Origin of the sequence: Corynebacterium sp. AOP40-9SA-29, assembly GCF_052377405.1 — a bacterium.
GTDB lineage: Bacteria > Actinomycetota > Actinomycetes > Mycobacteriales > Mycobacteriaceae > Corynebacterium.
The window spans coordinates 446,014-472,519 of sequence record NZ_JBQSWR010000001.1; the positions used below are offsets into that span (position 1 = coordinate 446,014).

The 26,506-nt window shown below is 70.2% G+C and carries 27 protein-coding genes; 11 read left to right on the top strand and 16 right to left on the bottom strand.

Features of this window, described 5'->3' with window-relative positions:
• Positions 1–67 precede the first annotated feature (67 nt).
• Complete coding sequence (locus tag ACT3SZ_RS02105) at positions 68–1,534, bottom strand: FAD-binding oxidoreductase (protein ID WP_444616303.1); 1,467 nt, start codon at positions 1,532–1,534, stop codon at positions 68–70.
• Between ACT3SZ_RS02105 and ACT3SZ_RS02110 the strand changes: the two genes are divergently transcribed.
• The 5 genes from ACT3SZ_RS02110 to xdhC all read left to right on the top strand — a co-directional run bounded on the left by ACT3SZ_RS02110 (position 1,476) and on the right by xdhC (position 9,413).
• Positions 1,476–2,282: a DUF805 domain-containing protein gene (locus tag ACT3SZ_RS02110; RefSeq protein ID WP_444616305.1), complete on the top strand. Its 807-nt coding sequence runs from the start codon at positions 1,476–1,478 to the stop codon at positions 2,280–2,282. The genes ACT3SZ_RS02105 and ACT3SZ_RS02110 overlap by 59 nt on opposite strands.
• A gap of 1 nt (position 2,283) precedes the next feature.
• On the top strand, positions 2,284–4,707 hold the full coding sequence (locus tag ACT3SZ_RS02115; protein ID WP_444616306.1) for an ATP-dependent RNA helicase: 2,424 nt from the start codon (positions 2,284–2,286) through the stop codon (positions 4,705–4,707).
• 130 nt (positions 4,708–4,837) lie between these two features.
• A complete protein-coding gene (locus ACT3SZ_RS02120; protein ID WP_444616307.1) occupies positions 4,838–6,265 on the top strand; it encodes a xanthine dehydrogenase small subunit in 1,428 nt (475 codons plus the stop codon).
• Positions 6,262–8,622 (top strand): xanthine dehydrogenase molybdopterin binding subunit, encoded by a 2,361-nt coding sequence (xdhB, locus tag ACT3SZ_RS02125; protein WP_444616308.1) that lies wholly within the window; start codon positions 6,262–6,264, stop codon positions 8,620–8,622. The genes ACT3SZ_RS02120 and xdhB overlap by 4 nt, the downstream gene beginning before the upstream one ends.
• Positions 8,619–9,413 carry a xanthine dehydrogenase accessory protein XdhC gene (gene xdhC, locus ACT3SZ_RS02130; RefSeq protein ID WP_444616309.1) on the top strand — a complete coding sequence of 265 codons (795 nt, stop codon included), beginning with the start codon at positions 8,619–8,621 and terminating at the stop codon, positions 9,411–9,413. Before xdhB ends, xdhC begins: the two co-directional genes overlap by 4 nt.
• Here the strand turns inward: xdhC and ACT3SZ_RS02135 are convergent.
• Positions 9,391–9,774: a DUF488 domain-containing protein gene (locus ACT3SZ_RS02135; protein ID WP_444616311.1), complete on the bottom strand. Its 384-nt coding sequence runs from the start codon at positions 9,772–9,774 to the stop codon at positions 9,391–9,393. The genes xdhC and ACT3SZ_RS02135 overlap by 23 nt on opposite strands.
• Before the next feature lie 88 nt (positions 9,775–9,862).
• On the opposite strand from ACT3SZ_RS02135, the gene ACT3SZ_RS02140 reads away from it, so the two are divergent.
• Positions 9,863–11,152, top strand: coding sequence for an HNH endonuclease signature motif containing protein (locus ACT3SZ_RS02140; RefSeq protein ID WP_444616312.1), 1,290 nt, complete (start codon positions 9,863–9,865; stop codon positions 11,150–11,152).
• A 60-nt stretch (positions 11,153–11,212) separates the two neighbouring features.
• On the opposite strand, the gene ACT3SZ_RS02145 is transcribed toward ACT3SZ_RS02140, so the two are convergent.
• Positions 11,213–11,959 carry a hypothetical protein gene (locus ACT3SZ_RS02145; RefSeq protein WP_444616313.1) on the bottom strand — a complete coding sequence of 249 codons (747 nt, stop codon included), beginning with the start codon at positions 11,957–11,959 and terminating at the stop codon, positions 11,213–11,215.
• Positions 11,960–12,024: 65 nt separating this feature from the next.
• On the opposite strand from ACT3SZ_RS02145, the gene ACT3SZ_RS02150 reads away from it, so the two are divergent.
• A complete protein-coding gene (locus ACT3SZ_RS02150) occupies positions 12,025–12,594 on the top strand; it encodes a TetR/AcrR family transcriptional regulator (RefSeq protein ID WP_444616315.1) in 570 nt (189 codons plus the stop codon).
• A 6-nt stretch (positions 12,595–12,600) separates the two neighbouring features.
• On the opposite strand, the gene ACT3SZ_RS02155 is transcribed toward ACT3SZ_RS02150, so the two are convergent.
• The gene (locus ACT3SZ_RS02155; RefSeq protein ID WP_444616316.1) at positions 12,601–13,554 is read right to left on the bottom strand and encodes an NAD(P)H-dependent flavin oxidoreductase; all 954 of its coding nucleotides are present in this window, start codon (positions 13,552–13,554) and stop codon (positions 12,601–12,603) included.
• Between the two features lie 50 nt (positions 13,555–13,604).
• Here ACT3SZ_RS02155 and ACT3SZ_RS02160 point away from each other — a divergent pair, with 50 nt between their 5' ends.
• A complete protein-coding gene (locus ACT3SZ_RS02160) occupies positions 13,605–13,925 on the top strand; it encodes a hypothetical protein (RefSeq protein ID WP_444616317.1) in 321 nt (106 codons plus the stop codon).
• Here ACT3SZ_RS02160 and ACT3SZ_RS02165 read toward each other — a convergent pair.
• Positions 13,901–14,377 (bottom strand): flavodoxin family protein, encoded by a 477-nt coding sequence (locus tag ACT3SZ_RS02165; RefSeq protein ID WP_444616319.1) that lies wholly within the window; start codon positions 14,375–14,377, stop codon positions 13,901–13,903. The genes ACT3SZ_RS02160 and ACT3SZ_RS02165 overlap by 25 nt on opposite strands.
• A gap of 30 nt (positions 14,378–14,407) precedes the next feature.
• On the opposite strand from ACT3SZ_RS02165, the gene ACT3SZ_RS02170 reads away from it, so the two are divergent.
• Positions 14,408–15,136, top strand: a complete 729-nt coding sequence (locus tag ACT3SZ_RS02170; protein WP_444616321.1) for a glutamine amidotransferase-related protein — start codon at positions 14,408–14,410, stop codon at positions 15,134–15,136.
• 14 nt (positions 15,137–15,150) lie between these two features.
• Positions 15,151–15,705 carry a gamma carbonic anhydrase family protein gene (locus ACT3SZ_RS02175; protein ID WP_444616322.1) on the top strand — a complete coding sequence of 185 codons (555 nt, stop codon included), beginning with the start codon at positions 15,151–15,153 and terminating at the stop codon, positions 15,703–15,705.
• On the opposite strand, the gene ACT3SZ_RS02180 is transcribed toward ACT3SZ_RS02175, so the two are convergent.
• Genes ACT3SZ_RS02180 through ACT3SZ_RS02195 form a run of 4 tightly spaced genes read right to left on the bottom strand, consistent with a single transcriptional unit; the run spans position 15,698 to position 20,154 of the window.
• Positions 15,698–16,441: an NAD-dependent deacylase gene (locus ACT3SZ_RS02180; RefSeq protein WP_444616323.1), complete on the bottom strand. Its 744-nt coding sequence runs from the start codon at positions 16,439–16,441 to the stop codon at positions 15,698–15,700. The two genes, ACT3SZ_RS02175 and ACT3SZ_RS02180, sit on opposite strands and share 8 nt — an antisense overlap.
• Positions 16,416–18,113 carry a purine-cytosine permease family protein gene (locus ACT3SZ_RS02185; protein ID WP_444616324.1) on the bottom strand — a complete coding sequence of 566 codons (1,698 nt, stop codon included), beginning with the start codon at positions 18,111–18,113 and terminating at the stop codon, positions 16,416–16,418. Before ACT3SZ_RS02185 ends, ACT3SZ_RS02180 begins: the two co-directional genes overlap by 26 nt.
• 59 nt (positions 18,114–18,172) lie before the next feature.
• Positions 18,173–18,829, bottom strand: a complete 657-nt coding sequence (gene bioD / locus ACT3SZ_RS02190; protein ID WP_444616326.1) for a dethiobiotin synthase — start codon at positions 18,827–18,829, stop codon at positions 18,173–18,175.
• Positions 18,826–20,154: an adenosylmethionine--8-amino-7-oxononanoate transaminase gene (locus tag ACT3SZ_RS02195; protein WP_444616328.1), complete on the bottom strand. Its 1,329-nt coding sequence runs from the start codon at positions 20,152–20,154 to the stop codon at positions 18,826–18,828. Before ACT3SZ_RS02195 ends, bioD begins: the two co-directional genes overlap by 4 nt.
• A gap of 37 nt (positions 20,155–20,191) precedes the next feature.
• Between ACT3SZ_RS02195 and ACT3SZ_RS02200 the strand changes: the two genes are divergently transcribed.
• A complete protein-coding gene (locus ACT3SZ_RS02200) occupies positions 20,192–21,433 on the top strand; it encodes an aminotransferase class I/II-fold pyridoxal phosphate-dependent enzyme (RefSeq protein WP_444616329.1) in 1,242 nt (413 codons plus the stop codon).
• On the opposite strand, the gene ACT3SZ_RS02205 is transcribed toward ACT3SZ_RS02200, so the two are convergent.
• The 7 genes from ACT3SZ_RS02205 to ACT3SZ_RS02235 form a co-directional block, all read right to left on the bottom strand.
• A complete protein-coding gene (locus ACT3SZ_RS02205) occupies positions 21,336–21,815 on the bottom strand; it encodes a hypothetical protein (RefSeq protein WP_444616330.1) in 480 nt (159 codons plus the stop codon). The genes ACT3SZ_RS02200 and ACT3SZ_RS02205 overlap by 98 nt on opposite strands.
• On the bottom strand, positions 21,812–22,021 hold the full coding sequence (locus ACT3SZ_RS02210) for a helix-turn-helix transcriptional regulator (protein ID WP_444614933.1): 210 nt from the start codon (positions 22,019–22,021) through the stop codon (positions 21,812–21,814). The genes ACT3SZ_RS02205 and ACT3SZ_RS02210 overlap by 4 nt, the downstream gene beginning before the upstream one ends.
• Before the next feature lie 66 nt (positions 22,022–22,087).
• Positions 22,088–23,023, bottom strand: coding sequence for an urease accessory protein UreD (locus tag ACT3SZ_RS02215; protein WP_444616332.1), 936 nt, complete (start codon positions 23,021–23,023; stop codon positions 22,088–22,090).
• Positions 23,020–23,655: an urease accessory protein UreG gene (gene ureG, locus ACT3SZ_RS02220; RefSeq protein WP_444616333.1), complete on the bottom strand. Its 636-nt coding sequence runs from the start codon at positions 23,653–23,655 to the stop codon at positions 23,020–23,022. The genes ACT3SZ_RS02215 and ureG overlap by 4 nt, the downstream gene beginning before the upstream one ends.
• An 11-nt stretch (positions 23,656–23,666) precedes the next feature.
• Positions 23,667–24,383 (bottom strand): urease accessory protein UreF, encoded by a 717-nt coding sequence (locus tag ACT3SZ_RS02225; protein ID WP_444616334.1) that lies wholly within the window; start codon positions 24,381–24,383, stop codon positions 23,667–23,669.
• On the bottom strand, positions 24,383–26,110 hold the full coding sequence (gene ureC, locus ACT3SZ_RS02230; protein ID WP_444616335.1) for an urease subunit alpha: 1,728 nt from the start codon (positions 26,108–26,110) through the stop codon (positions 24,383–24,385). Before ureC ends, ACT3SZ_RS02225 begins: the two co-directional genes overlap by 1 nt.
• The gene (locus tag ACT3SZ_RS02235) at positions 26,107–26,505 is read right to left on the bottom strand and encodes an urease subunit beta (protein WP_441579043.1); all 399 of its coding nucleotides are present in this window, start codon (positions 26,503–26,505) and stop codon (positions 26,107–26,109) included. The genes ureC and ACT3SZ_RS02235 overlap by 4 nt, the downstream gene beginning before the upstream one ends.
• Position 26,506 lies beyond the last annotated feature (1 nt).

A 26,506-nucleotide genomic window follows, 5' to 3' on the forward strand; every position in this document is an offset into this window, starting at 1 on the left:
TTCTTCTGTGTCATCTTTGTCGTCTGTGTCATCTTTGTCGTCTTGTCGCGCCGGCGGTCGGTGCCGCTCACACGCCGCGCACGGTCTTCTCGTACAGTCCCGGGAACCGCCCGTCGGGGTCGAAGACCGCCTTGAGCTCCTCAGGACGCTCACCGCCGTAGAGCTCGGCGAACTTCTCCTCGGTGTAGAACGCCTCGGAGTACAGCGACTTGTGCCCGCCCAGGTTCGAGACCACGCGCTCGATCTCGCGGTTGAAGGCGCCCTCCGGGGCGTCCTGCCCCATCTGGTCGGCCGGCACCGAGCTCCAGAAACCCACGTTCACCCACGTCTCCCCCGGTGACAGGGGGTACAGCGGCCAGGAGTCCGAATCCGACAGACGGATCGGGCACAGCCACACCGGCTGAATCTCGCAGGTGGTGAAGAACCAGGTCAGGAACTCCGGCAGGTTGTCCGGGGTGACCTCGATGTCCTGCACCACCCGCTCGCGCGGCGGACGCCCATTGTGTGCCTCGATACGGTCGGCCAGGTCGAAACGACGGTCCCAGCCGATGATCTTCCAGTAGAAGCTGGAGCGCAGCAGGTCGCGGGGCCACAGGGTGCGGACCGTGGGGTTCTGCACACCGAAGGCCCGGTTGCACCAGAACCAGTCGATGTCCCAGCGCCACAGGTAGTCGCGCACGGTCAGCTTGTCGCGCAGCACGCCGGCCGGGTGCTGCAACGAACGGTAGTAGCTGCGCTCGCGGGTGTAGTCGCTGGTCGGACCCGGTTCATCGGTGGCGCGGCCCAGCACCAGGTAGCTCTCCTGAAGGCTGAAGACCACGCCGTCGAGGTAGTCGACGCGCTCGCCGTCGTATTCCTTGTCGATCACGATGCGGTCGAGCGCCTCGGTCAGCGACGTCACGTCGTCGAAGCGCACGTGCCGCAGGTCCACGTAGGGTTCCACCCGCTCGCACCGCACCGTGAGCCGCACGCTGTAGCCCAGGGACCCGTAGGAGTTGGGGAAGCCGCGATACAGGTCGGTGTTCTGCGTGGGTGAGCAGGTGAGGATCTCACCGGTGCCGGTAAGCACGTCCATCTCCAGGACGGCCTCGTGCGGCAGCCCGTTGCGGAAGGACGTGGACTCCACGCCCATGCCGGTGACCGCCCCGCCGAGGGTGATGGTCTTGAGCTGCGGCACCACCGTCGGCGCGAGCCCATAGGGCAGCAGCACGTCGACGAGGTCCTCGTAGGTGCACATGCCCTGCACGTCGGCGGTGCACGTCACCGGGTCCACGGCGATCACGCCGTGCAGGCCCGAGACGTCCAGCCCGACGGCGTCGCTAGAGCGTCCCCGGAACAGGTTGGACGTCTTCTTCGCCAGCCGTACCCGGCTGCCGGGTGGGACGGCGTCGAAGCTGTCCTTCAGGCGTTGCACCGCCTGCTCGTGGGCGAACCACCCCACCGGGGCGAGATCTCGCTGGTCAAGTCCGTTTCCTATGCGTACCGCGTCGGTGATCCTGCCGGCGACGGAGACCGCTTTCTCCTTCAGTCCCATAGGTGGCCACTGTAGCCCTCCTGTGGAAACCCTGCCGTGGGCCGGGGGTCGTGACCTAACATGGGCGACCGTGACATCCTCGACTTCCTCTCTCCAAGATAAAACTCGAGAAATAACCCGAGAACCTCTCCCCCACCGGTCTCACCCTCACACCTACCTGCAGGCCCTCGCAGACTTCTTCGTGCGCTGGAACCGCTTCAGCGGGCTGACCTCCCGGAGGGGTTTCTGGTGGATGGCGCTGACGTACGTCCTGGTCATGATGTTCTACCGGCTGCTGCGCTATAGCGTCGGGGTAGTTCCGCAAGAGGCCTACTCCACCATCGCCTCCCTCGCCCAGCTTCTGCTGGTGATCCCGGCGCTGGCGCTGACCTGGCGCCGACTGCACGACGCGGGCTACCCCGGGGTATGCCTGCTGTACGGCTTCATCCCGATCGTCGGGCAGATTATCCTGGTGTGCCTGCTCGCCACGCGCTCGCGTCCGCACCTGGTGCGCCCGGAGTGGCAGGACGATAACCTCCGCGCCCCGTCGGCCCGCGGCTACATCATTCTCGTTCAGGTCGCGCTGCTGCTGTGCGCGCTGGCGCAGGCGACCATCGGACTGAATAGGCTGCAAGCTGGCCAGGCCCCCGAGGATGCGTGGACGTGGCTGACCATCGCGGCGACGACCGCGGTCTGCTACCTCGCCGTCGCGGTGCCGTACCTGGCGGTGACCCTGCAGGACGGACTGCGCGAGGGGTTACGGTGGTGAGGTGACCGACCTCCCCTTCGCCGCCGGACGCGACGCCCTGATCCACGCGGTACGCACCCGCGGCACCGCCGTGGTCCAGGCCCCGCCGGGCACCGGTAAGACCACGTTGGCGCCGCAGTACGTCGCCGAGGCGGTGCAGGGGATGCAGACGGCGCAGGGGCGAGCAGCCAAAGTCATAGTGACCCAGCCACGGCGGGTGGCGGCCCGCGCGGCGGCGACGCGTGTCGCCGAACTCCGCGGCGTCCGGCTCGGCGACGAGGTCGGCTACACGGTGCGCGGTGACAGGAAGGCCGGGGCGTCCACCCTGATCGAGATGGTGACGCCGGGGGTGCTGCTGCGCCGGATGCTGCGCGACCCGGACCTCGACGGGGTGGCGGCGGTCGTCGTCGACGAGGTGCACGAGCGCGCGCTGGAGTCCGACCTGGTGTTCGCGATGCTGGCCCAGCTGCGCGAACTGCGCGATGACCTGGTGGTCGTGGCGATGTCGGCGACGGTGGACGGCGCCCGCTTCGCCGGGCTGCTCGCCGACCCGCCGGCACCGGTGGTGGACGTCCCCTCCCCCATCCACGCCCTCGACGTGCGCTACGCCGACTCCGCCGCCTCGATGGTGAACCGGGACCGTCGCTCGCGCACCGCCGTGCAGGACGTGGTGCTGGCCACGGTGCGTCGGGCGCTGGCCGAGACGCACGGCGACGTGCTGGTCTTCGTGCCGACGATCCGCGACACCACCACCCTGGCCGACAGGCTGGCCGGTGAGAGTGTTGAGACGTTCGCCCTGCACGGCCGGTTGTCCACCGCCGAGCAGGCGGCCGTGGTGCGCGGTGGCGGGAACACCCGGCGCGTGGTCGTGGCCACGGACGTCGCCGAGTCCTCCCTGACGGTGCCCGGCGTGCGGGTCGTGGTGGACTCCTGCCTGGCGCGCACCGCCCGACGCGACACCTCCCGCGACATGTCCGTGCTGGTGACGGAGGTGGCGAGCCAAGCGTCCTGCACGCAGCGCGGCGGACGTGCCGGACGCGAGGGGCCCGGCACGGTATACCGCTGTATCACCGCCGAACAGTTCGCGAAGGCCCCCGCATTCGCCCCGCCGGCGGTGACGACGAGCGACCTGACCTCGGCGATGCTGGACGTGGCGTGCTGGGGTTCGCCGCGTGGCGCGGACCTGCCGTTGCCGGACGCCTTCCCGGGCCCCGCCGCCGACGCCGCCGAGGCCACGTTGCACTCCCTGGGCGCGGTGGACGCCGACGGCCGGGTGACCGACGTCGGACGCCGCCTCGCCGCCGTGCCGACGGACCCGCGGCTCGCGCGCGGCGCGACGGTGGCGTCCCGGCGGGTCGACGTGCGCACCGTCGCCGCGGTGCTGCACGCCGTCGACGAGGGGTCGCGCGTGAGCGACCTGCCGGCGGCGGTACGTCAGGCGCGTGGCTCCCAGGGGGCGCGCCGGCTCGAACGCCTGCTGGACGCCGGGACGTCCTCCCCCGATCTACGCGGCGAGGACGCGGTGTCGTACACCGTGGCCTGCGCATTTCCGGGCCTGGTGGCGCACCGGGTGGGCGACTCCAACCGCTACCTCACCGCGTCCGGCACCGGGGTGGTGTGGCGCGATGCGAAGGCGCACTCCTCTGCCTGGATCGCCATCGCCGACCTTGGACGCAACACCGGCAATACCGGCAGTACCGAGGCGCTGGTGCATACGGCGGTGCCGTTGTCGCGCGAACTCGCCCTCCAGGCCGCCTCCCCGCTGCTCACCGACGAGCTGACCTGCACCTGGACCCCCGGTGGCCCCACCGGGAAGCTGCAGGCCCGGCGGGTGCGCGCCCTCGGGGCGATCGAGTTGTCGTCCACCCCGGTGGCCACCGCGGACCTTTCCGAGGACGCCCGTACTGCGGCGGTGCGACGTGCCCTGGCGTCCCACGGTATGGACGTGCTGACCTGGTCGGACAATGCGCGCAGTCTGCGCCAACGCATCCAGTACCTGCATGTCAATGGGGTCGACGGTTACCCGGACGTGCGCGGCGGGGAGAGCGAGCTCCTCGACTTCGTGGTCCCGGACCTGGCCGCAGGAAGGCGCCCGGACCTCGCCGGGCTGCTGCGCGGGCTGATCCCCTGGGACCGTCCTATCGACACCTACGCGCCAACCGCGCTGCCCCTGCCGTCCGGGCGCACCGTCCGGCTGACCTACCCGCAGGTCGACGACTCCCCCGACACCCCGCCGGTGGTGTCGACCAGGTTGCAGGACTGCTTCGGCCTGCACGACTCCCCCGAGGTCGCCGGACGTCGCGTGCGCTTCGAACTGCTCTCGCCGGCCGGACGCCCCGTGGCGGTGACCGACGATCCGGGCGGCTTCTGGTCCGGGGCGTACGCGCAGGTCCGCGCCGAGATGCGGGGGCGCTACCCGAAACATCCGTGGCCGGAGAATCCGTGAAACCTGCGCGAAATCTCCCGGTGCAATAATCTGAGCGATAACAGGTGGACAGCCGGTTGCTATACGGCCCCGTGACGGGGCGTCCGGACCCAGGCGACCTGCCCACCGCGAGTCACCAGGAGATCCACCAGTGACTTCAGCACAGACTTCAGCCCAAATCTCGGTGACGGTGAATGGAGCGACACTCCACGGCACCGACCCCCACGTCAACCTCCTCGACCTGCTTCGCGACAACGGCCTGACCGGCTGCAAGGAGGGCTGCGCCGAGGGCGAGTGCGGCGCCTGCGCGGTGATGGTCGCCCGCCCGGATACAGCTACCGACGGGGCCACCACCCGCTGGACGCCGGTGAACGCCTGCCTGCTGCCCGCCGCAGCCCTCGACGGGCAGGAGGTCGTCACCGCCGAGGGCATCGGCACCGCCGGTGACCTGCACCCCGTCCAACACGAGATGGCGGTGCGCGGCGGCTCGCAGTGCGGCTACTGCACGCCCGGCTTCATCTGCTCGATGACCGCGGAATACTACCGCCCGGAGGCCGAGAAGCCCTTCGACCTGCACTCGCTGTCCGGCAACCTGTGCCGCTGCACCGGCTACCGTCCGATCCGCGATGCCGCCCTCGCGCTCGGCACGCCTGACTCCCCTGATCCTCTCGCGCACCGCCGCGAGACCCCCGCGCCCTGCGCGACGCGCACGGACCTCACCGGCGGCGCGGCTGGCGCCTCGCGCTTCCGGCGTCCGGAGTCCCTGGAGCAGGCCTGCCGGATCCTCGCCGAGAATCCGTCGACCATCGTCGTCGCCGGTTCCACCGACCACGGCGTGGGCGTGAACCTGCGCGGGGAGCGTCCGGCGGACATCATCGCCGTGGACCGGGTGCCGGAGATGCGCGGCATCCTGCGCACCGATACCCACCTGGACATCGGCGCGGCGCAGACGCTCACCGAGATCGAACGCGAGATCGGCGGCGAGGTGCCGCTGCTCGGCCAGCTGCTGCCGCAGTTCGCCTCCCGCCTGATCCGCAACAGCGCCACCCTCGGCGGCAACCTCGGCACCGGCTCCCCCATCGGCGACGCCGCACCCGCCCTGCTCGCCCTCGACGCCTCCCTGGTCCTGACCAGTGCGGACGGCGTGCGTGAGGTGGCGTTGGCGGACTACTTCACCGGCTACCGCCAGTCCGTGCGCCGGCCCGGTGAGCTCATCACGCGCGTAAGAATCCCGCTGCCGCTGGCCCCGCTGACGGCCTTCCACAAGATCGCGAAACGACGCTTCGACGACATCTCCTCGGTCGCCATCGCCTTCGCGCTCACCGTGGAGGACGGCACGGTGACGCGCGCCCGCATCGGCCTGGGCGGGGTGGCCGCCACCCCGCTGCGCGCGCTGGCGACGGAGAATGCGCTGATCGGCGCGCCGTGGACTGCGGAGACCGTCGTCGCCGCGTCGGACGTCCTGCGCGCCGAAGGCACGCCGATGTCCGATCACCGGGCGAGCGCGGACTACCGTTCGGCGATGCTGGCGACCTCCCTGGAACGCTTTTACGAAGAAACCGGGGAGGTATCGCGATGAGTTTCCTCTCGCAGCGCCCCGCCGACCCGGTAGTCGGCGAGTCGCACCCGCACGAGTCGGCGTCCCTGCACGTCACCGGCACCGCCCTGTACACCGACGACCTGGTCAACCGGTACCCCGGCGTCCTGCACGCCGAGCCGGTGCAGTCGCCGCACGCGCACGCGCGCATCGTCTCGCTGGACGCCACGGCCGCCCTGGCGCTCGACGGCGTGGTGCGCGTGCTCACCTCCGCCGACGTGCCCGGCGTCAACGACGCAGGCACCAAACACGACGAGCCGCTGTTCCCCGAGGCGTCCGGCGGCGAGGTCATGTTCCACGGCCACGCGGTGTGCTGGGTGCTCGGCGAATCGCACGAGGCCGCCCGGCTCGGCGCGGCCGCGGTGGAGGTGGTGTACGAGGAACTGCCCGCCGTGCTCAGCCTCACCGACGCCATCGAGGCCGGCAGTTTCCACGGCGCACAACCGACCATGCTGCGCGGCGACGCCGCCGCGGCCCTGGCCGAGGCGGAGCACGTGCTCGAGGGCACCTTCGAGTTCGGCGGGCAGGAGCACTTCTACCTGGAGACCCAGGCCTCGTTGGCACTGCTCGACGAGAACGGCCAGCTGCTCATCCACTGCTCCACCCAGCACCCCACCGAGACCCAGGACATCGTGTCCCACGTCCTCGGTGTGCCCGCGCACGAGGTCACCGTGCAGTCGCTGCGCATGGGCGGCGGGTTCGGCGGCAAGGAGATGCAGCCGCACGGCTACGCCGCGGTCGCCGCCCTGGGTGCCACGCTGACCGGGCGTCCGGTGCGGGTACGGCTGACCCGTACCCAGGACATGACCATGACCGGCAAACGCCACGGCTTCCACTCCACCTGGAGCGTCGGTTTCACCGACGAGGGCCTGATCACCGGGCTGGACACCACCCTCACCGCGGACGGCGGCTGGTCACTGGACCTGTCCGAGCCGGTGCTGGCGCGCGCGGTGTGCCACGTGGACAACGCCTACTGGATCCCGCACATCGCCGTGCACGGGCGCATCGCGCAGTGCCACCGCACCTCGCAGACCGCCTTCCGCGGTTTCGGCGGGCCGCAGGGCATGCTCGTGATCGAGGACATCCTGGGACGTATCGCCCAGGTGCTGGGCCTGCCGGCCCGTGAGGTGCGCCGACGCAACTTCTACTCCGCCGGGCAGTCCACGCCCTACGCCATGCCGGTGCGCCACCCCGAGCGCGCCGTCGCCGCGTGGGAGCAGGTGCTCGAACACGGTGACGTGGAGGCCCGCGAGGCCGAGATCGCCTCGTTCAATGCCACGCACCCCTCGCGCCGGCGGGCGCTGGCGATGACGCCGGTGAAGTTCGGCATCTCCTTCAACCTCACCGCCTTCAACCAGGGCGGGGCGTTGGTACTGGTGTACAAGGACGGATCCGTTCTGGTCAACCACGGCGGCACGGAGATGGGCCAGGGCCTGCACACCAAGATGATGCAGGTCACCGCGACCACGCTGGGCGTGCCGATGACGCTGGTGCGCCAGTCCCCCACCCGCACCGACAAGGTGCCGAACACCTCCGCCACCGCGGCGAGTTCCGGGGCGGACCTCAACGGCGGTGCGGTGAAGGACGCCTGCGAGCAGATCGTGGCGCGCCTGCGCGTCGTCGCCGCCTCCGTGCTGGGGGTCAGCGCCGACGACGTGCGCTTCAGCCGCGGCCTGGTCACCGCCCTCGGCAGCGAAGAGTCCGTGACCTGGCAGTCCCTGGTGTCCACGGCGTACATGCAGCGCGTGCAGCTCTCCGCCAGCGGCTTCTACCGCACCGAGGGCCTGCACTGGGATGCCTCGGTGATGCAGGGCGAGCCGTTCAAGTACTTCGCCTACGGGGTCGCCGCCGCCGAGGTCGAGGTCAGCCGCTTCGACGGCTCCTACGAGGTGCGCCGGGTCGACATCGTCCACGACGTGGGCGACTCCCTCTCACCACTGATCGACCTGGGCCAGATCGAGGGCGGGTTCGTGCAGGGCCTGGGCTGGCTGACCCTGGAGGACCTGCGCTGGGACACCGGTGAGCGCCCGGGTGACCGCGGCACCGGACGCCTGGCCACGGCCGGGGCCTCCACGTACAAACTGCCCTCGCTCTCGGAGCTGCCCGGCGACTTCCGGGTGGAACTGTTGGACAAGGCGCACGAGTCCGGTGCGGTGTACGGCTCCAAAGCGGTGGGTGAGCCACCATTCATGCTGGCCTTCAGCGTGCGCGAGGCGTTACGCCAGGCGGTTGCCGCCTTCGGCGCGGGCCTGTCCGAGCAGGTGGAACTGCCGTCCCCGGCGACGCCGGAGGCGGTGTACTGGGCGGTCGAGCGGGCCCGGTCCCGGGTTCGGGTATGAGCTGGCTGTCGGACGCCGCGGACCTGCGTGCCCGCCGCGTGCCATCGGTCCTGGTGACGGTCGTGGCCCGTCGCGGCCACGCCCCGCGGGAGGCGGGCGCGAAGATGCTGGTCACCGCCGACGCCACGTCCGGCTCCGTCGGCGGCGGGAACCTGGAGGCCGGGGCGGTGCGGCGCGCCCGCGAGATGCTGACCGCCGGTGCGTCCTCCCCGGAGACAATGGACTTCGCCCTGAACGACAAGGTTCCCTACGACCACGGGCGCCAGTGCTGCGGCGGCGAGGTGACGGTGCTGCTGGAGATGCTGGATGTGCCGCCGTGCGTGGCCGTGTTCGGATGCGGGCACGTGGGCCTGGAGTTGGCGCGGATCCTGTCGCGCCATGACCTGGACCTGTGGTTGTGCGACTCGCGCCCCGCACAGCTGAGCGAGGCCGAGGCCGTGACGCAGGACGCTCCGGCGACAGTGGTCACGCGCCTGGCGGTGCTCGGCGAGGCGGTGGTCGACGAGCTGCCCGCCGGTGCGCATGTGCTGGTGATGACCCACGACCATGCCGAAGACCTGCACCTGTGCGATGCCGCACTCGCCCGCGATGACCTGGGGTCCGTGGGCCTGATCGGTTCCTCGGCGAAGTGGGCCAGGTTCCGTTCGAAGCTCGCCGAGGCCGGTCACGCCCCGGAGTCGATCGCGCGGATCAAGTGCCCCGTGGGGCTGCCTGACCTGGGTGGGAGCCGCCCGGCGGAGATCGCGGTCAGTGTGGCGGCGGACCTGCTCACTCGCCTGCCGTCGCGCTGAGCTTTTCCTCCAGCCAGTCGCGCAGGACCGCGGCGTGGGTGTGCTCGGTGTCCTTGCCGGCGAAGAGGAGCACGACGTCGCCCTGCGCCGCCGCCTCGCCGATGGAAGCGACGGCGGCTTCTATGTCCTCACTATCGGCTTCATCGAGTTCGGCACGATAGGCCTCACTGAACTCCTCCCAGCCCAGCGTGCCGTCGTGAAAGTCCTTGCGCAGCTGCGTCGACGGGGTGAGTTCCTTCGGCCAGCCGGTGAGCCCGAGACTGTCCTTCGACACCCCGCGCGGCCAGAGCCGATCGACCAGGAAACGCGGCGCGTCCCCCTGCACGTCATAGACCCTGGCTATGTCGATCCTGCCCATCATCCACCATCCTATTCGAACATTCTATTGACTGGTGTCCGGACCCCAGTGTACACTTCACCGTACAAACGGAAAAGGGGGAACCGGGGACATGACCACCACTGACGAACCACCCACAGTCGATATCGACGCTCTACAGCGCCATATCAACATCGTCGAAATGGGCCTGATCATCCACCTGCGCCAACTACCGGCCAGCGAACGTCTCAGCTCAGCACTGGCCCTACGCGGACGCTCCCAACACGACGCCACCCGCTTCGCACACGCAGGCGAACTCGCCGCACGCAACCTCGAACTCTTCTGCGCCGTCGTCACCACCGGCATCCTCGCCGCCGACCACCTCGCCCTGATCCGCCGGATGATCAACGCCCAACTATCCACCGTGCCCAAGGGTCGCCACGACGAGATCACCGCCTGCCTCGATGCCGCAGTCAACACCCACGTCACCCCGTGGCTACGCGAAACCACCCGACTGGTCACCCTGCAAGAACTCCGCGACCGCGTGCGCGCGGCGATACTGGATGCCGCCCCGGTGCTGGCCGACAACACCGCCCTGGCCCAGGAAGACACCGTCACCCTGAAGCGCCGCGGCAACAAGATGATCCTCACCGGCGGCGACATCGTCACCCTGACCGCCATCGACGACGAACTCGACAAGAAAGCCCGCGTCATGCTCGCCGACGCCCGCCGCCTTCAAGAAAACCTCCCCGAAGAAGAACGCTCCGAGCTACCGACCCGCTCCCAACTCAAAGCACAGGTCATGCTCGAACAGCTCGGCGACAACCCGATCTCGATGGAAATCCGGGTGCACCTCTACCGCGCGACGATCGATGGGGTGCACGGCACCGGGGCGGGCTACGTCGCCGGGGTCGGGTGGATCAACCCGGCCACCGCCGAACGCTTCGAAGGAGCCTGCGACCCGAAGAAGGTCAAGGAAATCCCCATTGACCCGCAGGACTACCCCGAGTCGCCGGGCTACCCGTTCCTACTGGGCCACCGCACGTACATGGAGGGCCGGGACGCGACCTGCCGGTTCCCGTACTGTGACGTGCCGGCCACACTCTGCGACAACGACCACATCATCAACTCCCCGCACACCGACCCCACCAGCGACGGGGCGACGCACCCGAGCAATGGGCAGAAGCTGTGCCGCCCGCACCACCGGCTGAAAACCGAGGGGAGCTGGCGGTGTTCCTCCCCCGATGGCGGGTTCACGATCCACTGGCAAGGCCCGGGCGGGGTGCGCTACACCACGCACGCGACCGGCCCGTTGGCCCAGGTCTATGGTCCGGACGTCAAGGACACCGGCCCGGCCCCCACCTTCGACGACACAGACGATGCCGGAGACACCACCACCGAGGAACCTCCCGACGAGAACTAACCCCCGCACCAACAAAGGTGCAGAGGCCAGCCGTCCAGACACGAGGAAAGAATAGGAGAACTACACCGAGAATCCATCGGCCATGGCGATGTCGTGCAACTCCTCAGAGACACGCCCCGCCAGGTTCCGGTCCTCCCACATCATCCGGACCACGGACTCACTGTCCCCGTCCGGCAGCGAGGGGACCCCGCCCACCAAGTCTTCACGGACGTGACGGAACACCCGGCACTGCGCCTCGCGGTGCACGAAAGGCACGGGTTCGACGTCGCGGCCGGTGTGGTGCTGCACGTCCGGGATCAGCCCCCAACAGCTGCGGTAAATGTCGTAGCCCTCGAGCTCCTCCCCACTGTCGAGCATCACCGTATCCGCCACGTGGATCCGGTCGTAGTTCGGCGACTCCGTCTCATCCACGCATGCCAGCTGTTCCTCGTCGAGGAAACTCACCCACATCGTGGTCTGCGCCCCGGGCTGCCGGTACGGCGCGGCGGCGATGTAACCGCGCGGGCTCACGTGCGCGGTGAAGGCGGTGGTGGTGTCCGGCACGCACGCCCGGATGAACGGCACCATCGGCGAGACCCCGTGCGACTCCAACTTCGTGAGCATCACCCCCGGCGAGGCATTCGACCCCACCGCCACCACGGGGGTGAGTTCCAGGTCGTCGGCGATGCCGACCATGCCGACCTCACCGGGGAAGTATCCCTCGGCGGTCAGCGTCCCGGAGGCGGTGGGCCAGGGTCCGGGGTACAGCCACGGTGTGGCCGTCAGGTCGACGTCGAGGCAGGGCGCGTGCTCAGGTGCAGCAGTCATGACATCATCCACCCTACACCAACCCTGCTCTCCCGTCCCACCAGTCACAGGATACGATCTGGTACATGCGTACGATGACCCGCCGGGACCAGATCTTCGACGCCGTGGACCGGCTCATCGGCCGGGAGGGGATCACGGCGGTGAGCATGCGCACCGTGGCCGCCGAGGCCAACGTGTCCCTGCGCCTGGTGCAGTACTACGGCACCGACAAGAACACGCTGGTCGCCGCCTCTCTACAGCGTCTCTCCGACCGCAGCATCCTGCGGTGGCGCGAGCAACGCCACCCCGATGACTCCCTACGCGCGGTCATCGAGGGCTACTTCGCCGCCACCCTGCCCGTCGACGAGGAGACCTGCGCCTTCCACCGCATCAGCGTGTCGATGGAGCTCATGGCCGTCACCGGCACCGAGCCGGCGGCCTCGGCCTACCGTCGTCACCTCGCAGCCACGGGCACGGAGTTCACCGACGCCTGCCTGACCGCCATTCCGGAACTCGGGGAAGACACCGCCGGCAGCATCGTGGACACGGCGATGGCCCTCGGCCACGGCCTCGGCTCGCTGCTGATGGCCGGACGTGTCACCGAAGACGCCGCGCGCGCCACCGTTGCCGCGATGGTCGCCGACCTGCCAGGCTAAAACAGGCTAGAACCGTTTCAGCAGGTCGTAGGCCTCCTGCGCCATGCGGGCGATGACCTCGCCCGCCGGTTCCTGCTGCCGGACCAGGCCCACGCCCTGCCCGGCGTGGAGCTTCTGGTCGTCGGCGTAGCGTCCGCCCGGGGCGCGGGCGGCGACGAGTTCGGCATCGTCCACCGTCCGGTCATCGGCGTAGCGGTCGACGAAGTCATTGCGCACGGTGCGGGTGGGCCAGGTGGTGGTGTCCCAGCCGACCTGCTCGGCGCGGTCGTAGATGCCGGTCAGCACGGTATTGCGCGCCGAGGCCGCCACGGCGGCCGCCTTGAGCTCCGTCGAGCCCATCGACTCGGGGGACGCCAGCAGCGCCGTGCCGATCCAGGCGGCGTCCGCCCCCGCGGCAAGCACGGCCGCCAGGCCACGTCCGGTGCCGATTCCGCCGGCGACGGCGACGGGCACGCCCGGGGCATGCGAGGCGGTGTGGTTCAGGACCTGCTGCATCAGGGGCATCGTGCCGATGCGTCCGGTATGCCCGCCGGCGTCGGTGCCCTGCACGCAGAGCACGTCCACCTCGGATTCCAGAGCCTGGCGCACCTGCGGCATGTCGTTGACCGGCGCGACCACGCTGATCCCCGCGGCATGCGCCCGCGGCACCCACGGCGACGGGTCGCCGAAGGCCAGGGAGATCACGGTGGGGTTGGCCTCGACCGCGGCGTCGAAGATCTCGTCGGTCAGCGCCCACACCATCAGGCCGATGCCGAAGTTTCCGCCCTCCCCGGCGATCTCGGACTGCTCCAGGATCCATTCCGGCGACGTCGAGGCCCCCACCCCGATCATGCCGAGCCCGCCGGCCCGGCTCACGGCGGCGGCCAGTTCACCACCGGCACGCCCGGCCATGGGCGCGCCGATGACCGGTAGGTCGATGCCCCACAGTCTGGTCAGCAGCGTGTGCGGTAGCTGTGTCACGGTGGTCCTTCCTTACGTCGCGGTGGTGTCCCCAGGGTAGCCTGGCGGCCATGGACATGACACTGAAAAACGCCAAGGACGTCAACACCGCCGCCGTCACCACCCTCGGCCTGATCGGGGGCTGGGTCAGCGCGCGCGAGACCGGCATCCGCCCGCTCGGCGGCGTGCTGCTCGCCGCGGCAGGCGTGTACGCAGGACGTACCTGGCTGGCCAAGGGCGGCCCCGCACTGACCGCCGGGCTGAGCACCGCCTACGTCGCCGGCTTCGGTCTGTCGCACCCGCTGGCCAAGAAGATGGGCTCCTGGCCGGCCGTGCTCACCGTCACCGCCGGCGTCGCCGGTGCGTCCTACCTGCTGGCGGACAGCAAGTAGGCACCCACCGTGTTCTCGGCGAGGGCGCGTAGCGCGTCGAGATGCGGCTCCACGTCGCCGGTGAAGGTCACCGGGTCGGCGGCCGTGGTCCAGCCGAAGCCGGTGGCAATTTTCTCCAGCGCATTCTCGGCACCGGTGGTGTCGTAGCCGCCGCGGATCCAGTAGGAGAAGGGCTTCTCGCGGCCCTGGTTCTCCAGGTACGTGGAGTCGAGGTAGTGCTTCAGCGCGCCGGAAATGTAGCCGAAGTTCGCGCTGGTGCCCAGGATCACCGCGGCGGCGTCGTGGAGTTCACCGGCGTCGGGTTCCAACGCCTCACGCTCGCGCACTTCTAACGCTTCATCGAGTTCGCCGGACGCTTCGCGCGCCGCCGCGCGTGCGGCGTCGAGCACGGTGTCGGCGATGGTGCGCAGCTTCTCGGTCGGACTGTGGTGCACGATCAGAAGGTAGGCCATGGACCCCATGATGCACGTATCCTGGGGGTCATGACAGGCACGACAGACGACACCCTGAGCACCGTGGTCCTGCGGCACGTCTCCTTCGAGGACGCCGGCACGTGGGAGGAACTGCTGCAGCCCCGCCACGTGGACGCCGGCGTGGACTTCCCGCCGGGCCCGCTGGAGGCCGACCTGCTGGTCGTCATGGGCGGGCCGGTGAACGCCGAGGACCCCGACTACCCGTACCTCGCCGACGAGATCGAACTCATCCGCGCCCGTCACGCCGCCGGACGGCCCGTGCTGGGCATCTGCCTCGGCGCGCAGCTGCTCGCACTGGCGCTCGGCGGGCAGGTCGTGCCCGCCCCGGCGGGCGTACCGATGCAGATCGGCTGGTCGCCGGTGACGCTCACCGACGCCGGGGCGTCCGGCCCGTTGCGTGCCCTGGAAGGACGTCCCGTCCTGCACTGGCACGGCGACCGCATCGAACTCCCCGTTGGCCGCGCGGCCGCGGCCGCCGGCGTGGAGCGCCTCGCCCACGACGAGAACACCCCGGTGCAGGCCTTCCGCTCCAACCACGCCCTCGGCCTGCAGTTCCATCCGGAGATCGACCCGGACACCTTCGAGCGCTGGCTCATCGGCCACCATGGTGACCTGCAGGAACAGGGTGTGGACGTCGACGAACTGCGCAGGGCGACCGCGCAGGAGGGCCCGGGACTGGTCGAACCCTCGCGCCAGATGGTGCTGGGCTGGTTACGCATCGTGGGGCTGATCGACTGATTACAGTGGGGAACATGAACTCACCACTGATCCTCCCCTTCAACGGCCGCGTGCCGCGCATCCACGCCTCCGCCTACATCGCACCGACGGCGGTGATCATCGGCGACGTGGAGATCGGCGCGGACTCCTCGGTGTTCTACGGCGTGGTCATCCGCGGCGACGTGGGGTCGATCCGTATCGGGGAGCGCACGAATATCCAGGACAACTCCGTGCTGCACGTGGACACCGGGGTCTCCAACGTGCTCGGCGACGACGTCACCGTGGGCCACCAGGCGCTGGTGCACGGTGCCAGCGTGGGTAACGGAACCCTGATCGGCATGTCCTCCTCCCTGCTCAGCGGGTCCACGGTGGGAGCGGGCACCCTCGTCGGCGCCGGGGCGACCGTCTTGGAGGGCCAAGACGTACCGGACGGCGTGCTCGCCGCCGGGCTGCCGGCGAAGGTGCGCCGCGAGCTCACCGACGAGGAGCGCGCCGGCCTGATCACCCACGCCGGGCACTACGTGGAGATCGCCCGTGGCCAGGCGGCACCGGAGCAGGCGATCAGCATCGACGAGGTGCGCTTCAGCTAAGCAAGTCCGCCAGGTCAGGCAGCCCGACCGCCGCGGTGGTACGCAGCGACCGGGTGGCCAACGGCGTCAGGTCGGTGTCCTCCGGGCTGATCTCGACGACGGGTACGCCGCGCGCCGCGGCGATGTGCGGCAGGCCGGCCGCGGGATAAACCACCCCGCTGGTACCGACGATGACCAGCAGGTCACAGGTCTCCATGGATGCCTCGGCGGCGGCGAAGGTGTCCTGCGGCAGTGCCTCGCCGAACCAGACGACGCCGGGTCGCACGAGGTCGCCGCAGGTGGCGCAGTGCGGCGGGCGCAGGCGGGTGTCGGTTTCCCGAAGCGACGGCAGTTCCGGCTCGGGTGCCGGGGCACCACAGCCGGCGCAGCGGAAGTCGAAGAGGCTGCCGTGCAGGTGGGAGACGTCCCGGCTGCCGGCGCGTTCGTGCAGGTCGTCGATGTTCTGGGTGGTGACGTGCACGTGCACGCCCGGGGCGTCCTGCCAGGCTGCCACCGCCCGGTGACCGGCGTTCGGGGCGGCGGCGCGGGCCTTCGCCGCCCGCCACAGGTACCACGCCCACATGGGGTCCGGGTCGCGCGACCAGGAGTCCACGCTGGCCATGGCCTGCGGATCGACGTGACTCCACAGCCCGGTGGTGGCGTCGCGGAAGGTGTCCAGCCCGGAGTCGGCGCTCATGCCGGCACCGGTGAAGACCTCGATACGTCGGGCGTCACGGACGGTCTGTGCCAGGCTCATGCTCCAAGGGTAGGACGTGTTCACCGGAAGCGTCCAGGGTGAGCGCCAGCGAGGAGATGTACTGCGTGCGTCCGTCCGGGCCGGGCACCGCGGAGGCGAGCATGTCCGGGCGCTCACAGGACTCGCCGGTGACCGCGCAGGTCAGACGGGCGTCCGAGGGGTTGCCGTCGGCGTCGGTCATGGGCAGGTCGATGCCGTCGGAGTCGCGGCGCAGGTACCAGCGCCCCTTCGTGACGATGGCCATGAGCGGGGTCGTGACCACGGCGATGACCGCGGCGAACAGCGGGGAGAACGGGGCGATGGTGTCGCCGAAGGCACCGAAGAACATGGCGATCGACACCCCGCCGGACAACAGCACCGAGACGATGCCCACCGGGTTGTAGTCGAAGAGCATGCCGCGGCGGAATTCCGGACGCTTCGGCGAGATCCCCAGCAGGTACTTGTTGACCACGATGTCGGCGGCCACGGTGAAGATCCAGGCGATGGCGAGGTTGGAGTAGAAACTCAGCACGAAGCTGAGCACGCTGAACATGTCGAACTCCATCAACGCTAGGGAGATCGACACGTTGAGCACCACGAACCACACCCGGCCCGGGTAGCGCTTGGTGGTGCGCGAGTAGATGTTCGTCCAGGCCAGGGAGCCGCAGTAGGCGTTGGTGGTGTTGATCTTGATCTGGGAGATGACCACCAGCACCACCGCGAGGGTCACGGCGAGCCAGCCGGGCATCATCTGGCGGTACTCGGTCATGAACTGGTTCACCGGCTCCACGGCGATGTCGGAGCCCTGCCCCACCACCGAGATCATGTAGACGGCGAGGAAGACGCCGATGATCTGCTTCGTCGCACCGAGCACCACCCAGCCGGGCCCGCCACAGATCACCGCGGCCCACCAGGAGCGGCGGTTGGCGTCCGTCTTCGGCGGCATGAACCGCAGGTAGTCGATGTTCTCGGCGATCTGCGCGGTCAGTGACAGACAGACGGCGGCGGCGAGCATCATCGCCGCGAAGGACACCGGCGAGTCGTTCTCACCGGTGTACTCCAGGAAGGTGCCCACCGACGAGGGCTCCTGCACGATGAGCACCACCAGCGGCACGAACATCATCACCAGCCACAGCGGGTTGGTCCAGGAATGCAGCTTGGACAGCAGCTTCATACCGAAGATGACCAGCGGAATGATCATCAGCGAACTGACCGCGTAGCCGGCCCACAGCGGGATGCCGAGGCCGACCTTGAGCCCCTGGGCCATGATCGCGCCCTCGGTGGCGAAGAGGATGAAGGTGAAGGACACGAAGATGAGGTTGGTGATGATCGAGCCCTTGTAGCCGAAGCCGGAGCCGCGGGTGATCAGGTCGAGGTCCACGTTGTAGCGCGCGGCGTAGTAGGCCAGCGGGGCACTGGACACGAAGATCAGCACGGCGGCGATGAGGATGCCGCCGACGGCGTTGGTGGTGCCGTGCTCCACGCCGATGGCCGCGCCGATGGAGAAGTCCGCGAGGTAGGCGATGCCGCCGAGGGCACTGGCCGCGACGGCGGCCGGCGTCCACTTTCGGTAGTGCCGCGGGGCGAAGCGCAGCGAGAAGTCTTCGGTGCCGACGGGGCTCGACGGGGTCTGTGCCGGCTGGGCGGCGGGCACCTCCGCGGTGGTGGTCGGTGTGGTCACTGTCTGTGTCATAGAGCAGGACGCTACGGTCGCCGTTTTTCCGGCACCCTCCCCGTGGGGTTTCGGCGAGGTTACGGTTGCGGCAGAGCGATCCACCGCGCCGCCGCGGCGCGGAACGCCGCGGTGTCGAGGGTTCCCGCGCCGGCCGGGATGTCGCCCAGCCAGCGGGGACCGCCGCGCAAGACGTCGAGTGTGGTGGACGTCGCGGCGTCCGGCGCGTCCGGTACCGAGCCGCCGATGACGCCGGCGCAGGCCACGCCCCGGTGTGCCAGGGCCTCGAGGGTGAGGTCGTGGTGGTTGAGGCTGCCCAGGCCGGTGGTGGTCACCACGACCACCGGGGCGTCGGTGCGCCGGGCGAGGTCGGCGACGGTGAATCCGCCGAGGTCGACGAGTACACCGCCGGCGCCCTCGACGAGCACGAGACGGTCCGGTGCGTCCAGCGCCAGTATCCGGCGGGCCGTCTCCTGCAGACCGGGCAGGACGACACCCGCGCGCCGCGCGGCGGCGACCGGTGCCAGGGGTTCGGGGCAGTAGGTGAAGCAGTGGGTGTCGGTGACGCCGGTGAGGGCGGTGACCGTACGCAGGTCGCCGTTGCCGGGCGCCTCGCCGGTCTGCACGGGTTTGACCACGGTGACGTGCAGGCCGTCCGCCTCCGCCCGGGCGGCCAGGGCGGCGGTGGCGATGGTCTTGCCCACGTCCGTGCCGGTGCCGGTGACGAGCAGGATCATGCGTCCACCGCCGCGACCATCGCGTCGGTGATGCGCACGATCTCCTCGTCGGTGCAGGTGAACGGCGGCATGGTGTAGAGCAGCCGGCCGAAGGGACGCAGCCACACGCCGCACTCCACCAGCACCGCGGTGACCGCCGGGGAGACCAGCGGGTCAATGGTCTCGACCACGCCGATCGCGCCGAGGACCCGCACGTCCGCCACGCCGGGGTGCCCGCGCAGGGGTTCCAGGCCCTCGCGCAGCAGCTGTTCGGTGCGGGCCACGCGGGGACGCCAGTAGCCGGATTCCACCAGGTCCAGTGCGGCCAGGGACACCGCGCAGGCCAGCGGGTTGCCCATGAACGTGGGCCCGTGCATCAGGGCCCCGCCGCCGTCCGGCGAGTCCACGGCCGCGGCGACACGGTCGGTGGTCACCGTGGCGGCGAAACTCATGAACCCGCCGGTCAGGGCCTTTCCCAGGCAGAGGATGTCGGGCGTGACCCCGGCGGCGGCGCCGACGAGCACGTCGCCGGTGCGTCCGAAGCCGGTGGCGATCTCGTCGAGGATGAGCAGTGCGCCGGTCTCGTCGCAGACCTCACGCAACCCGGTGACCAGGGCATGGTCGTGGAAGCGCATGCCGCCGGCGCCCTGCACCACCGGTTCCACGATGACCGCGGCCACGTCGTTGTGCTCCACCGCCGCGCGCAGTTCGGCGAGGTAGCGCTCCAGCACCTCCGGGGTGCTGCCGCGCGGTGGCGGGGCAGGCACGAAGACCTGTGGAGTGAGCACCCCGGTCCATAGCGAGTGCATGCCGCCGTCGGGGTCGCACACCCCCATCGGCCCCTGCGTGTCGCCGTGGTAGCCGCCGCGCCAGGTCAGGAAGCGGGTGCGCTCCGGATGACCCACACCCCGCTGGTACTGCAGCGCGGCCTTAAGCGCGACCTCCACCGACACCGAGCCGGAATCGGAGAAGAACACCGAGGTCAGCGGGTCGCCGTTCAGGTCCGGGCTATTGATCAGGCCGAGGAGGCGTTCGGCCAGTTCCGCGGCCGGGCGGTGGGTGAGCCCGCCGAACATCACGTGGCTCATCCGGTCGACCTGCTCGTGCGCAGCCTCCCGCAACGCCGGGTGACCGTGACCGTGGCACGCCGCCCACCAGGAGCTCATGCCGTCGATGACCTCACGGTGCCCGTCGGCCAGCCGCAGGCGTGTGCCGGACGCGGACTCGACCACGAGGTTCCCGGTCGCGCCGTGACGTGGGGCGTAGGGGTGCCACACGTGCCGACGGTCGGCGTCGGCCACGCGGGTGGCGTCCCACACCTCCGGGGAGTGTTCTAGGATAGTCATCACACCAGGCTATACACCGTTCAATGAAGGGACAACCGTGAGCGCACCGCACCTGCCCACCGCCACCCGCCTGCAGGTCTGGCGCGACGCCGGGCTCGGCCGCCACACCACCGACATCGCCACCGGACAGCACCCCGTGATCGAGACCGACGGTGGCGCGCGGCTGCTCTTCTCCTCCAGCAACTACCTCGGCCTGTCCCACCACCCCGCCGTGGTGGAGGCCGCGGTCGAGGCCACGTTCACCTACGGCACCGGCTCAGGCGGGTCCCGGCTCACCACCGGATCCACACCCGTGCACCGCGCACTCGAGGAGGAGCTCGCCGACTGGCTCGGCTACCCGGACTGCGTGCTGCTGAACACGGGGTTCGCCGCGAACCTCGCCGCACTCACGGTGCTGGCGGACGCTTCGGTGACGGTGTTCTCCGACGCCCACAACCACGCCAGCATCATCGACGGCTGCCGTGCCGCGCGCACCAACGGCGCCCGGCTGCAGGTCTACCCGCACCGCGACACCGATGCCCTGGCCCGGCTGCTGGAGCGGCGCACCACCGAACACGGACTCGTCGTCACCGACGGGGTGTTCTCGATGGGCGGCACCCTGGCACCCGTGGCCGAGATCGTCTCCCTGGCCCACGACAACGGGTGCGCGGTCATGGTCGACGACGCCCACGGCATCGGCACCGTCGGCGACGGGCGCGGCTGGGCCGCACCGGGGGCGCAGGACGCTCCGGACGTGCTGGTCGGCACGCTGAGCAAGGCGCTCGGCGCGGAGGGCGGCTTCATCTGCGCCGACCGCGACACCTGCGACCTGCTGCGTAACCAGGCCCGCCCGTTCATCTACTCGACGTCCTCCCCCGTCCCGACGGTCGCCGCCGCGCTGGCGGCGGTGCGCCTGGTGCGTGCCGACGAGTCACTCGTGCCGCGGCTGCAGGACAACGTCCGACGCCTCACCGACGGGCTCGGCCTCGTCGGACATCCGGGGACACCGATCGTGCCGGTGCCGGTCGGCGACGAACGGGCGGCCATGGCCGTTGCGGCGGAGCTGCGGCAGGCGGGTTTCCACGTGCCGGCGATCCGCTACCCCACCGTCCCGCGTGGCGAGGCGATCCTGCGGGTCACCGTGATGGCCACGCACACCGGCGCCCAGGTCGACGCGCTGCTGGAGGCGCTGGCGGGTGTGTTCAGTCCTCCAGGTCGGCGTCGAGGCGACGCTCGTCCCGTTGCCGCCCGCGCTGGGCGCGACGTCGGGTGGCCCATGGGGTGGCGACGCCGGCGATGACGCCGCCGGTGACCATCCCCGCCGCCGCAGCCGGATTGCCGTCCAAGGCGTGGACCAGGATCCCCGCGAGCATCACTGCCGCGACGGGGAGGATGACGGCCCAGTCCGACGCCGTCGGGCCGGTGTAGCGCGGGCGCGGGGCATGGCGGCGCATCCACCGTCCGGCGCCGAGCGCGGCGGCCGCACCCGGGACGACCAGCACCGCGAAGGACCACAGGGACAACGCCCCGGGCAGTACCCACGCCAGCAGGGCGGCCACCGCCATCGTCGACCACAGGCAGTACTGCAACCCCACCGTCGAGGCCTTGTGCGTGACCTGTGCCTGGTACTCGTCGTCGACGGCGTCTTCGGCGCGCCGGACGACGGTGTCGCCGTAGCTCATGACTGCTCCTGTTCCTGACCGAAGATCTGCTCGACGGTCTTCCCGAGCTCCCGGCAGATGTCGAGCGCGAGGTGTACCGACGGGGAGTAGTTCCCCTTCTCGATATTCGCCACGGTCTGCCGCGACACTCCGACGCGCTCGGCGAGCTCCGCCTGGGAGAGTTCCTCCCACCGTCGGTAGCGGCGGACCATATTGCCCGTCTCCATGACCCCTCCGGGACCTTCCGTGAATAACTGACACGTCACAATGTACATGATCCTTTACATTGTGCGCTACATTCTGCGCAGGTCCACGGCCGGACGCCCCAGCAGCCGCTCCCGCGCCAGACTGTGCACCCGCTCCACCAGCGCACGCACGCTGACGGGATCCTCCCCCGCCACGCGCACGGTGATGCCGGCATCGCCGACCATGGTGGACGCCGCGGCGGTGAGTTCCTCGCTGGCCGCCGGCAGCTCGGCGCGGATCTGCGCGAGCAGGCCCGCAACGTCCTCCCCCTGTGCCGGGACCACCAGCACCGTGCCCCACACCGGCCAGCGTGACAGCAGCATCTCCGAGCGCGCGGTCGCGCCGGTGGTGCACAAGGTGTCAGAGAGCAGCGGCCGGGCGTCCCGCGTCACCCGGAACCCCTGGGCGAGGACGTCGAAACCGTCGCGTTCGCCACGCGCCAGGCGTCCGGTGAGCATCACCTCCGCGGCCAGCAGTGTGCCCCCGGGCGCCACGTCGGCGTCGGTGACCTGCAGCAGGCGCGAGCCGCCGAAGAGGATCGTCTGGCCCGGCAGGTACTCGCACACCGCACCGTCGGCGACATGCAGGCTGACCCACTGCGAGGCCATGCCAGCGTTCATCCGGTGCACCGGGGTGCCTGCCTGCGTCGTCACCGTGGCACGGGCACCGGCTTCGAGCCGGACGATCTGACGGATCCGGTCGTTCTGCGCCAGCCCACCACCGGTGGTACGAACGTAGAGGAATGCCTCGCCGGGGTCGCGCGGGTCGATGTAGAGCGGGCGGGTGATCTGCATCGGCGCCTTGACGAACCGGGAGGTCACGCCGGTCATACCGTCGCGCACGCCGAGGCTGACATCGAGCACGCCGACTTTGCCCGGGCGTCCCACCGGCATCACGCCGCCGGAGCTGGCCTCCCCGGCGACCGCCGCCACCTCGTGCGGCACCGGCGGGGTCAGGTCCGCCGGATCCAGCGACCTGTTCACGCCCTGAAGCCCTCGAGCTTCTGCTGGAGTTCCTCCACGCCCTGCCCGGAGAAGCAGTCGGTGAGCACCACGGGGTTGCCGTCGCGCACGTCGACGGCGTCGGCGTTCATCACCGTCAGATCGCAGCGCACGTACTGGGCGATGTCGGTCTTGTTGATCACCAGGATATCGGACTCGGTGATGCCCGGGCCACGCTTCTTCGGCATTTTCTGCCCCTCGGCGGTGTCGAGCACGAACACGAACACATCCACCAGCGCCGGGGAGAAGGTGAGCGTGAGGTTGTCGCCGCCGGACTCGAAGAACAGGGTGTCGATCTCCGGGTGCTCGTCGAGCAGGTCAGCGGCGGTCATGAGGTTCATCGTCGGGTCGTCGCGCACCGCAGTATGCGGGCAGGAGCCGGTCTCCACCCCGACGACGACGTCCGGTGAAATCACGCCCTCGAGCTCCCGGCGGACGTGCATCGCGTCCTCCTGGGTGTAGATGTCGTTGGTGATCACCCCGACGTTGCGCCCCGCCGCCACGAACCGTGGCACGAGCGCTTCGATCAGGGCGGTCTTGCCGGAACCAACGGGGCCGCCGATGCCGATACGCAGCGGTGAACCGGATCCGGTAACGGGGTCGGGTGTACTCATGTGGGTCTCCTCTAACTCATGAACAGTCGGGCGGGGGCGGACTCGTGCGCGGCGGAGGCGAGGTCGCTGCCGGGGCTCGCGCGTCCCAGCAGCCGCCAGTCGCCGGACGCCAGCAGCCCGGCGGCGGTGTCGGCGCAGCGTGCGCTGAGCTCGGCGATCACCGGGTGCGCGGCGGTGATCGCGACCTGCGCACCGACGTGGTCGCACTGGCGCAGGCGCAGGGCGGCACCGGCCCAGCCGACGGCGAGGCCGGTGAGTTCGGTGGCCACCGCGGTGACCGCGTCCATGCCGTGGGACGCGTGTACCACCCCTGCGGCGACGGCCTGGTTGCCGGGTGCCTCCTTCGCCGCGACGGCCGCGGCGTAGGCGCGCAGGACGTCCGGCTGCGTCCCGCCGAGCTGCTCCTCGACCTGGCCGGTGACCAGCAGCAGCTGGCGTCCCACGCGGGTGGACGCCCGGCGCAGCTCGCCGGTGACCTTCGTCGCCGAGAGCTCGTGGTCGACGGTGACCAGGGTGGGCAGGTCGTCCGTCATCGCCGCCACCGCGGTGGCGACCCCGTCGCCAGGCGCGGCGGTGTGGCGCAGGTGGTCGAGCAAAACATCGGTGACCTGGGACGTCCCGCGAACCCGTCCGGCCTGCACCAGGCCCTCCAGCCCGTGGGACAGGGTGTAGCGCCCCGACGGATAGGCGGAGTCGGCGTAGGTCAACGCCTGCAGGAACGGGAGCATCAGAACAGGAAGAACCGCTGCGCCAGCGGCAGCTCGGTCGCCGGGGCGATCGTGGCGGGCTCGCCGTCCACGGTGACCTCGTAGGTGTCCGGGTCCACGGCGATCTCGGCGAGTCGGTCATTGCGCACCATGTCCTTCTTGCCGATATCGCGGGTGCCCGCGACGGGCAGGACGGTGGAGGTCAGGCCGAGCTGTTCGGGCACGCCGGCCTCGATGGCGGCGGCGGACATGAACGTCACCCGGGTGGCCTGCAGGGCGGTGCCGTAGTTGGCGAACTGCTCGCGGTAGATCACCGGCTGCGGGGTCGCCAAGGAGGCGTTCGGGTCACCCATCTGCGCATAGGCGATACGACCCTGGCGCATCACCAGGCGGGGTTTCGCCGCGAAGGAGTCCACCGGCCACAGCACCAGGTCGGCGAGTTTTCCGGGTTCGATGCTGCCGATATGCTGGCCGATGCCCTGGGCGATGGCCGGGTTGATCGTCATCTTCGCCAGGTAGCGCAGGACGCGGGCGTTGTCCGCGCCGCTGCCGACGTCCTCCGCCAGCGCGCCGAGCTGCTCGCGGCAGTGGTGGGCGGTCTGGAAGGCGCGGATCCACGACTCCCCCACCCGGCCCATGGCCTGCGAGTCGGAACTGAAAATGCTGATGATGCCGAGGTCGTGCAGCACGGTCTCCGCGGCGATGGTCTCGGCGCGCACACGCGAGTCGGCGAAGGCGACGTCCTCCGGGATGTCGTGGGACAGGTGGTGGCAGACCATCACCATATCCAGCAGCTCCTCCACCGAGTTCACCGTGTAGGGCAGCGTGGGGTTGGTCGATGCCGGCAGCACGTTGGGCATGCCGGTGACGCGCAGGATATCCGGGGCGTGCCCGCCGCCGGCACCCTCGGAGTGGAAGGTGTGCACCGGGCGGCCCTTGAAGGCGCGCGCGGTGGACTCGAAGAAGCCGCCTTCGTTGAGGGTGTCGGTGTGGATGGCGAGCTGCACGTCGAACTCGTCGCAGACGTCCATGGCGTTGCGGATCGTGGCCGGGGTCGCGCCCCAGTCCTCGTGGATCTTCAGGCCCGCCGCCCCGCCGCGGATCTGCTCGGCCAGGGCCTCCGGCAACGAGCCGGACCCCTTGCCCAGGAAACCGGTGTTGACCGGCATCCCCTCGGCGGCACGCAGCATGAACTGCACGCCGGACGGCCCGGGCGTGCACGTGGTCCCCAGGGTGCCCTCGGCCGGGCCGGTGCCGCCGCCGAAGAAGGTGGTGATGCCGCCTGCCAGACCGTGCTCGGCCTGCTGCGGGGTGATGTAGTGGATGTGGGTGTCCACCCCGCCGGCGGTGAGGATGCGGTGCTCACCGGCGATGACCTCGGTGCCCGGGCCGATGACCAGCTCCGGGTCCACCCCGTCCTGGGTGTTCGGGTTGCCGGCCTTGCCGATCTTCACGATGCGGCCATCGCGGATGCCGACGTCGCCCTTGACCACCCCGGCGACGGCGTCCAGCACGATGGTGCCGGTAATCACGGTGTCGAGCGCGCCGGACGCCGCCGTGGCGGTGGAGTCCTGCGCCATCCCGTCGCGCACGGCCTTGCCGCCGCCGTAGACCGACTCGTCGCCGTAGGCGTCGGCCAGGTGGTCGTGTTCGATGCGCACGGTGAGGCAGGTGTCCGCCAGGGTCACGGTGTCGCCTGTGGTGGGGCCGTAGATCTCGGTGTAGCGGGACCGGTCGATGCTGCTCATGGGTGTGTCTCCAGCTCGTCGTTGGTGGCGAGGAATCCCGGCAGGTCCGCCAGGGCGCGGGCCTTCACCGCCGGGTCGTCCAGCGGGCCCTCGACGAGCCCGGCGAAACCGTGCAGGACGCGCCGGCCGCCGAAGTCGACGAGCTCGACTTCGCGGGTGTCGCCGGGCTCGAAACGCACCGCCAGGCCGGACGGCACGGCCAGGTGCATGCCCCAGGCCGCCTCCCTGTCGAACTCGAGGGCCGGGTTGACCTCGAGGAAGTGGTAGTGCGAGCCGACCTGCACCGCCCGGTCGCCGGTGTTGGACACCCGCAGGGTGGTCGTGCGGCGCCCTGCGTTCAGCTCGACGGTGGCCGGCTGGTCGGGGGCCAGGCCATAACTGGCGGATCCGGACATG

Excerpts from the sequence above, each read along its gene's own strand:
- ACT3SZ_RS02170 (WP_444616321.1), top strand. The coding sequence starts at position 14,408 with ATGACAGGCACGACAGACGACACCCTGAGCACCGTGGTCCTGCGGCAC.
- ACT3SZ_RS02140 (WP_444616312.1), top strand. The coding sequence starts at position 9,863 with ATGACCACCACTGACGAACCACCCACAGTCGATATCGACGCTCTACAG.
- ACT3SZ_RS02180 (WP_444616323.1), bottom strand. The coding sequence starts at position 16,441 with ATGAGCCTGGCACAGACCGTCCGTGACGCCCGACGTATCGAGGTCTTC.
- ACT3SZ_RS02150 (WP_444616315.1), top strand. The coding sequence starts at position 12,025 with ATGCGTACGATGACCCGCCGGGACCAGATCTTCGACGCCGTGGACCGG.
- ACT3SZ_RS02160 (WP_444616317.1), top strand. The coding sequence starts at position 13,605 with ATGGACATGACACTGAAAAACGCCAAGGACGTCAACACCGCCGCCGTC.
- ACT3SZ_RS02105 (WP_444616303.1), bottom strand. The coding sequence starts at position 1,534 with ATGGGACTGAAGGAGAAAGCGGTCTCCGTCGCCGGCAGGATCACCGAC.
- ACT3SZ_RS02175 (WP_444616322.1), top strand. The coding sequence starts at position 15,151 with ATGAACTCACCACTGATCCTCCCCTTCAACGGCCGCGTGCCGCGCATC.
- ACT3SZ_RS02165 (WP_444616319.1), bottom strand. The coding sequence starts at position 14,377 with ATGGCCTACCTTCTGATCGTGCACCACAGTCCGACCGAGAAGCTGCGC.
- ureC (WP_444616335.1), bottom strand. The coding sequence starts at position 26,110 with ATGAGCAGCATCGACCGGTCCCGCTACACCGAGATCTACGGCCCCACC.
- ACT3SZ_RS02210 (WP_444614933.1), bottom strand. The coding sequence starts at position 22,021 with ATGGAGACGGGCAATATGGTCCGCCGCTACCGACGGTGGGAGGAACTC.
- ACT3SZ_RS02195 (WP_444616328.1), bottom strand. The coding sequence starts at position 20,154 with ATGACTATCCTAGAACACTCCCCGGAGGTGTGGGACGCCACCCGCGTG.
- xdhC (WP_444616309.1), top strand. The coding sequence starts at position 8,619 with ATGAGCTGGCTGTCGGACGCCGCGGACCTGCGTGCCCGCCGCGTGCCA.
- ACT3SZ_RS02205 (WP_444616330.1), bottom strand. The coding sequence starts at position 21,815 with ATGAGCTACGGCGACACCGTCGTCCGGCGCGCCGAAGACGCCGTCGAC.
- ACT3SZ_RS02135 (WP_444616311.1), bottom strand. The coding sequence starts at position 9,774 with ATGATGGGCAGGATCGACATAGCCAGGGTCTATGACGTGCAGGGGGAC.
- ACT3SZ_RS02145 (WP_444616313.1), bottom strand. The coding sequence starts at position 11,959 with ATGACTGCTGCACCTGAGCACGCGCCCTGCCTCGACGTCGACCTGACG.
- bioD (WP_444616326.1), bottom strand. The coding sequence starts at position 18,829 with ATGATCCTGCTCGTCACCGGCACCGGCACGGACGTGGGCAAGACCATC.
- ACT3SZ_RS02185 (WP_444616324.1), bottom strand. The coding sequence starts at position 18,113 with ATGACACAGACAGTGACCACACCGACCACCACCGCGGAGGTGCCCGCC.
- ureG (WP_444616333.1), bottom strand. The coding sequence starts at position 23,655 with ATGAGTACACCCGACCCCGTTACCGGATCCGGTTCACCGCTGCGTATC.
- xdhB (WP_444616308.1), top strand. The coding sequence starts at position 6,262 with ATGAGTTTCCTCTCGCAGCGCCCCGCCGACCCGGTAGTCGGCGAGTCG.
- ACT3SZ_RS02235 (WP_441579043.1), bottom strand. The coding sequence starts at position 26,505 with ATGTCCGGATCCGCCAGTTATGGCCTGGCCCCCGACCAGCCGGCCACC.
- ACT3SZ_RS02225 (WP_444616334.1), bottom strand. The coding sequence starts at position 24,383 with ATGCTCCCGTTCCTGCAGGCGTTGACCTACGCCGACTCCGCCTATCCG.
- ACT3SZ_RS02110 (WP_444616305.1), top strand. The coding sequence starts at position 1,476 with ATGCGTACCGCGTCGGTGATCCTGCCGGCGACGGAGACCGCTTTCTCC.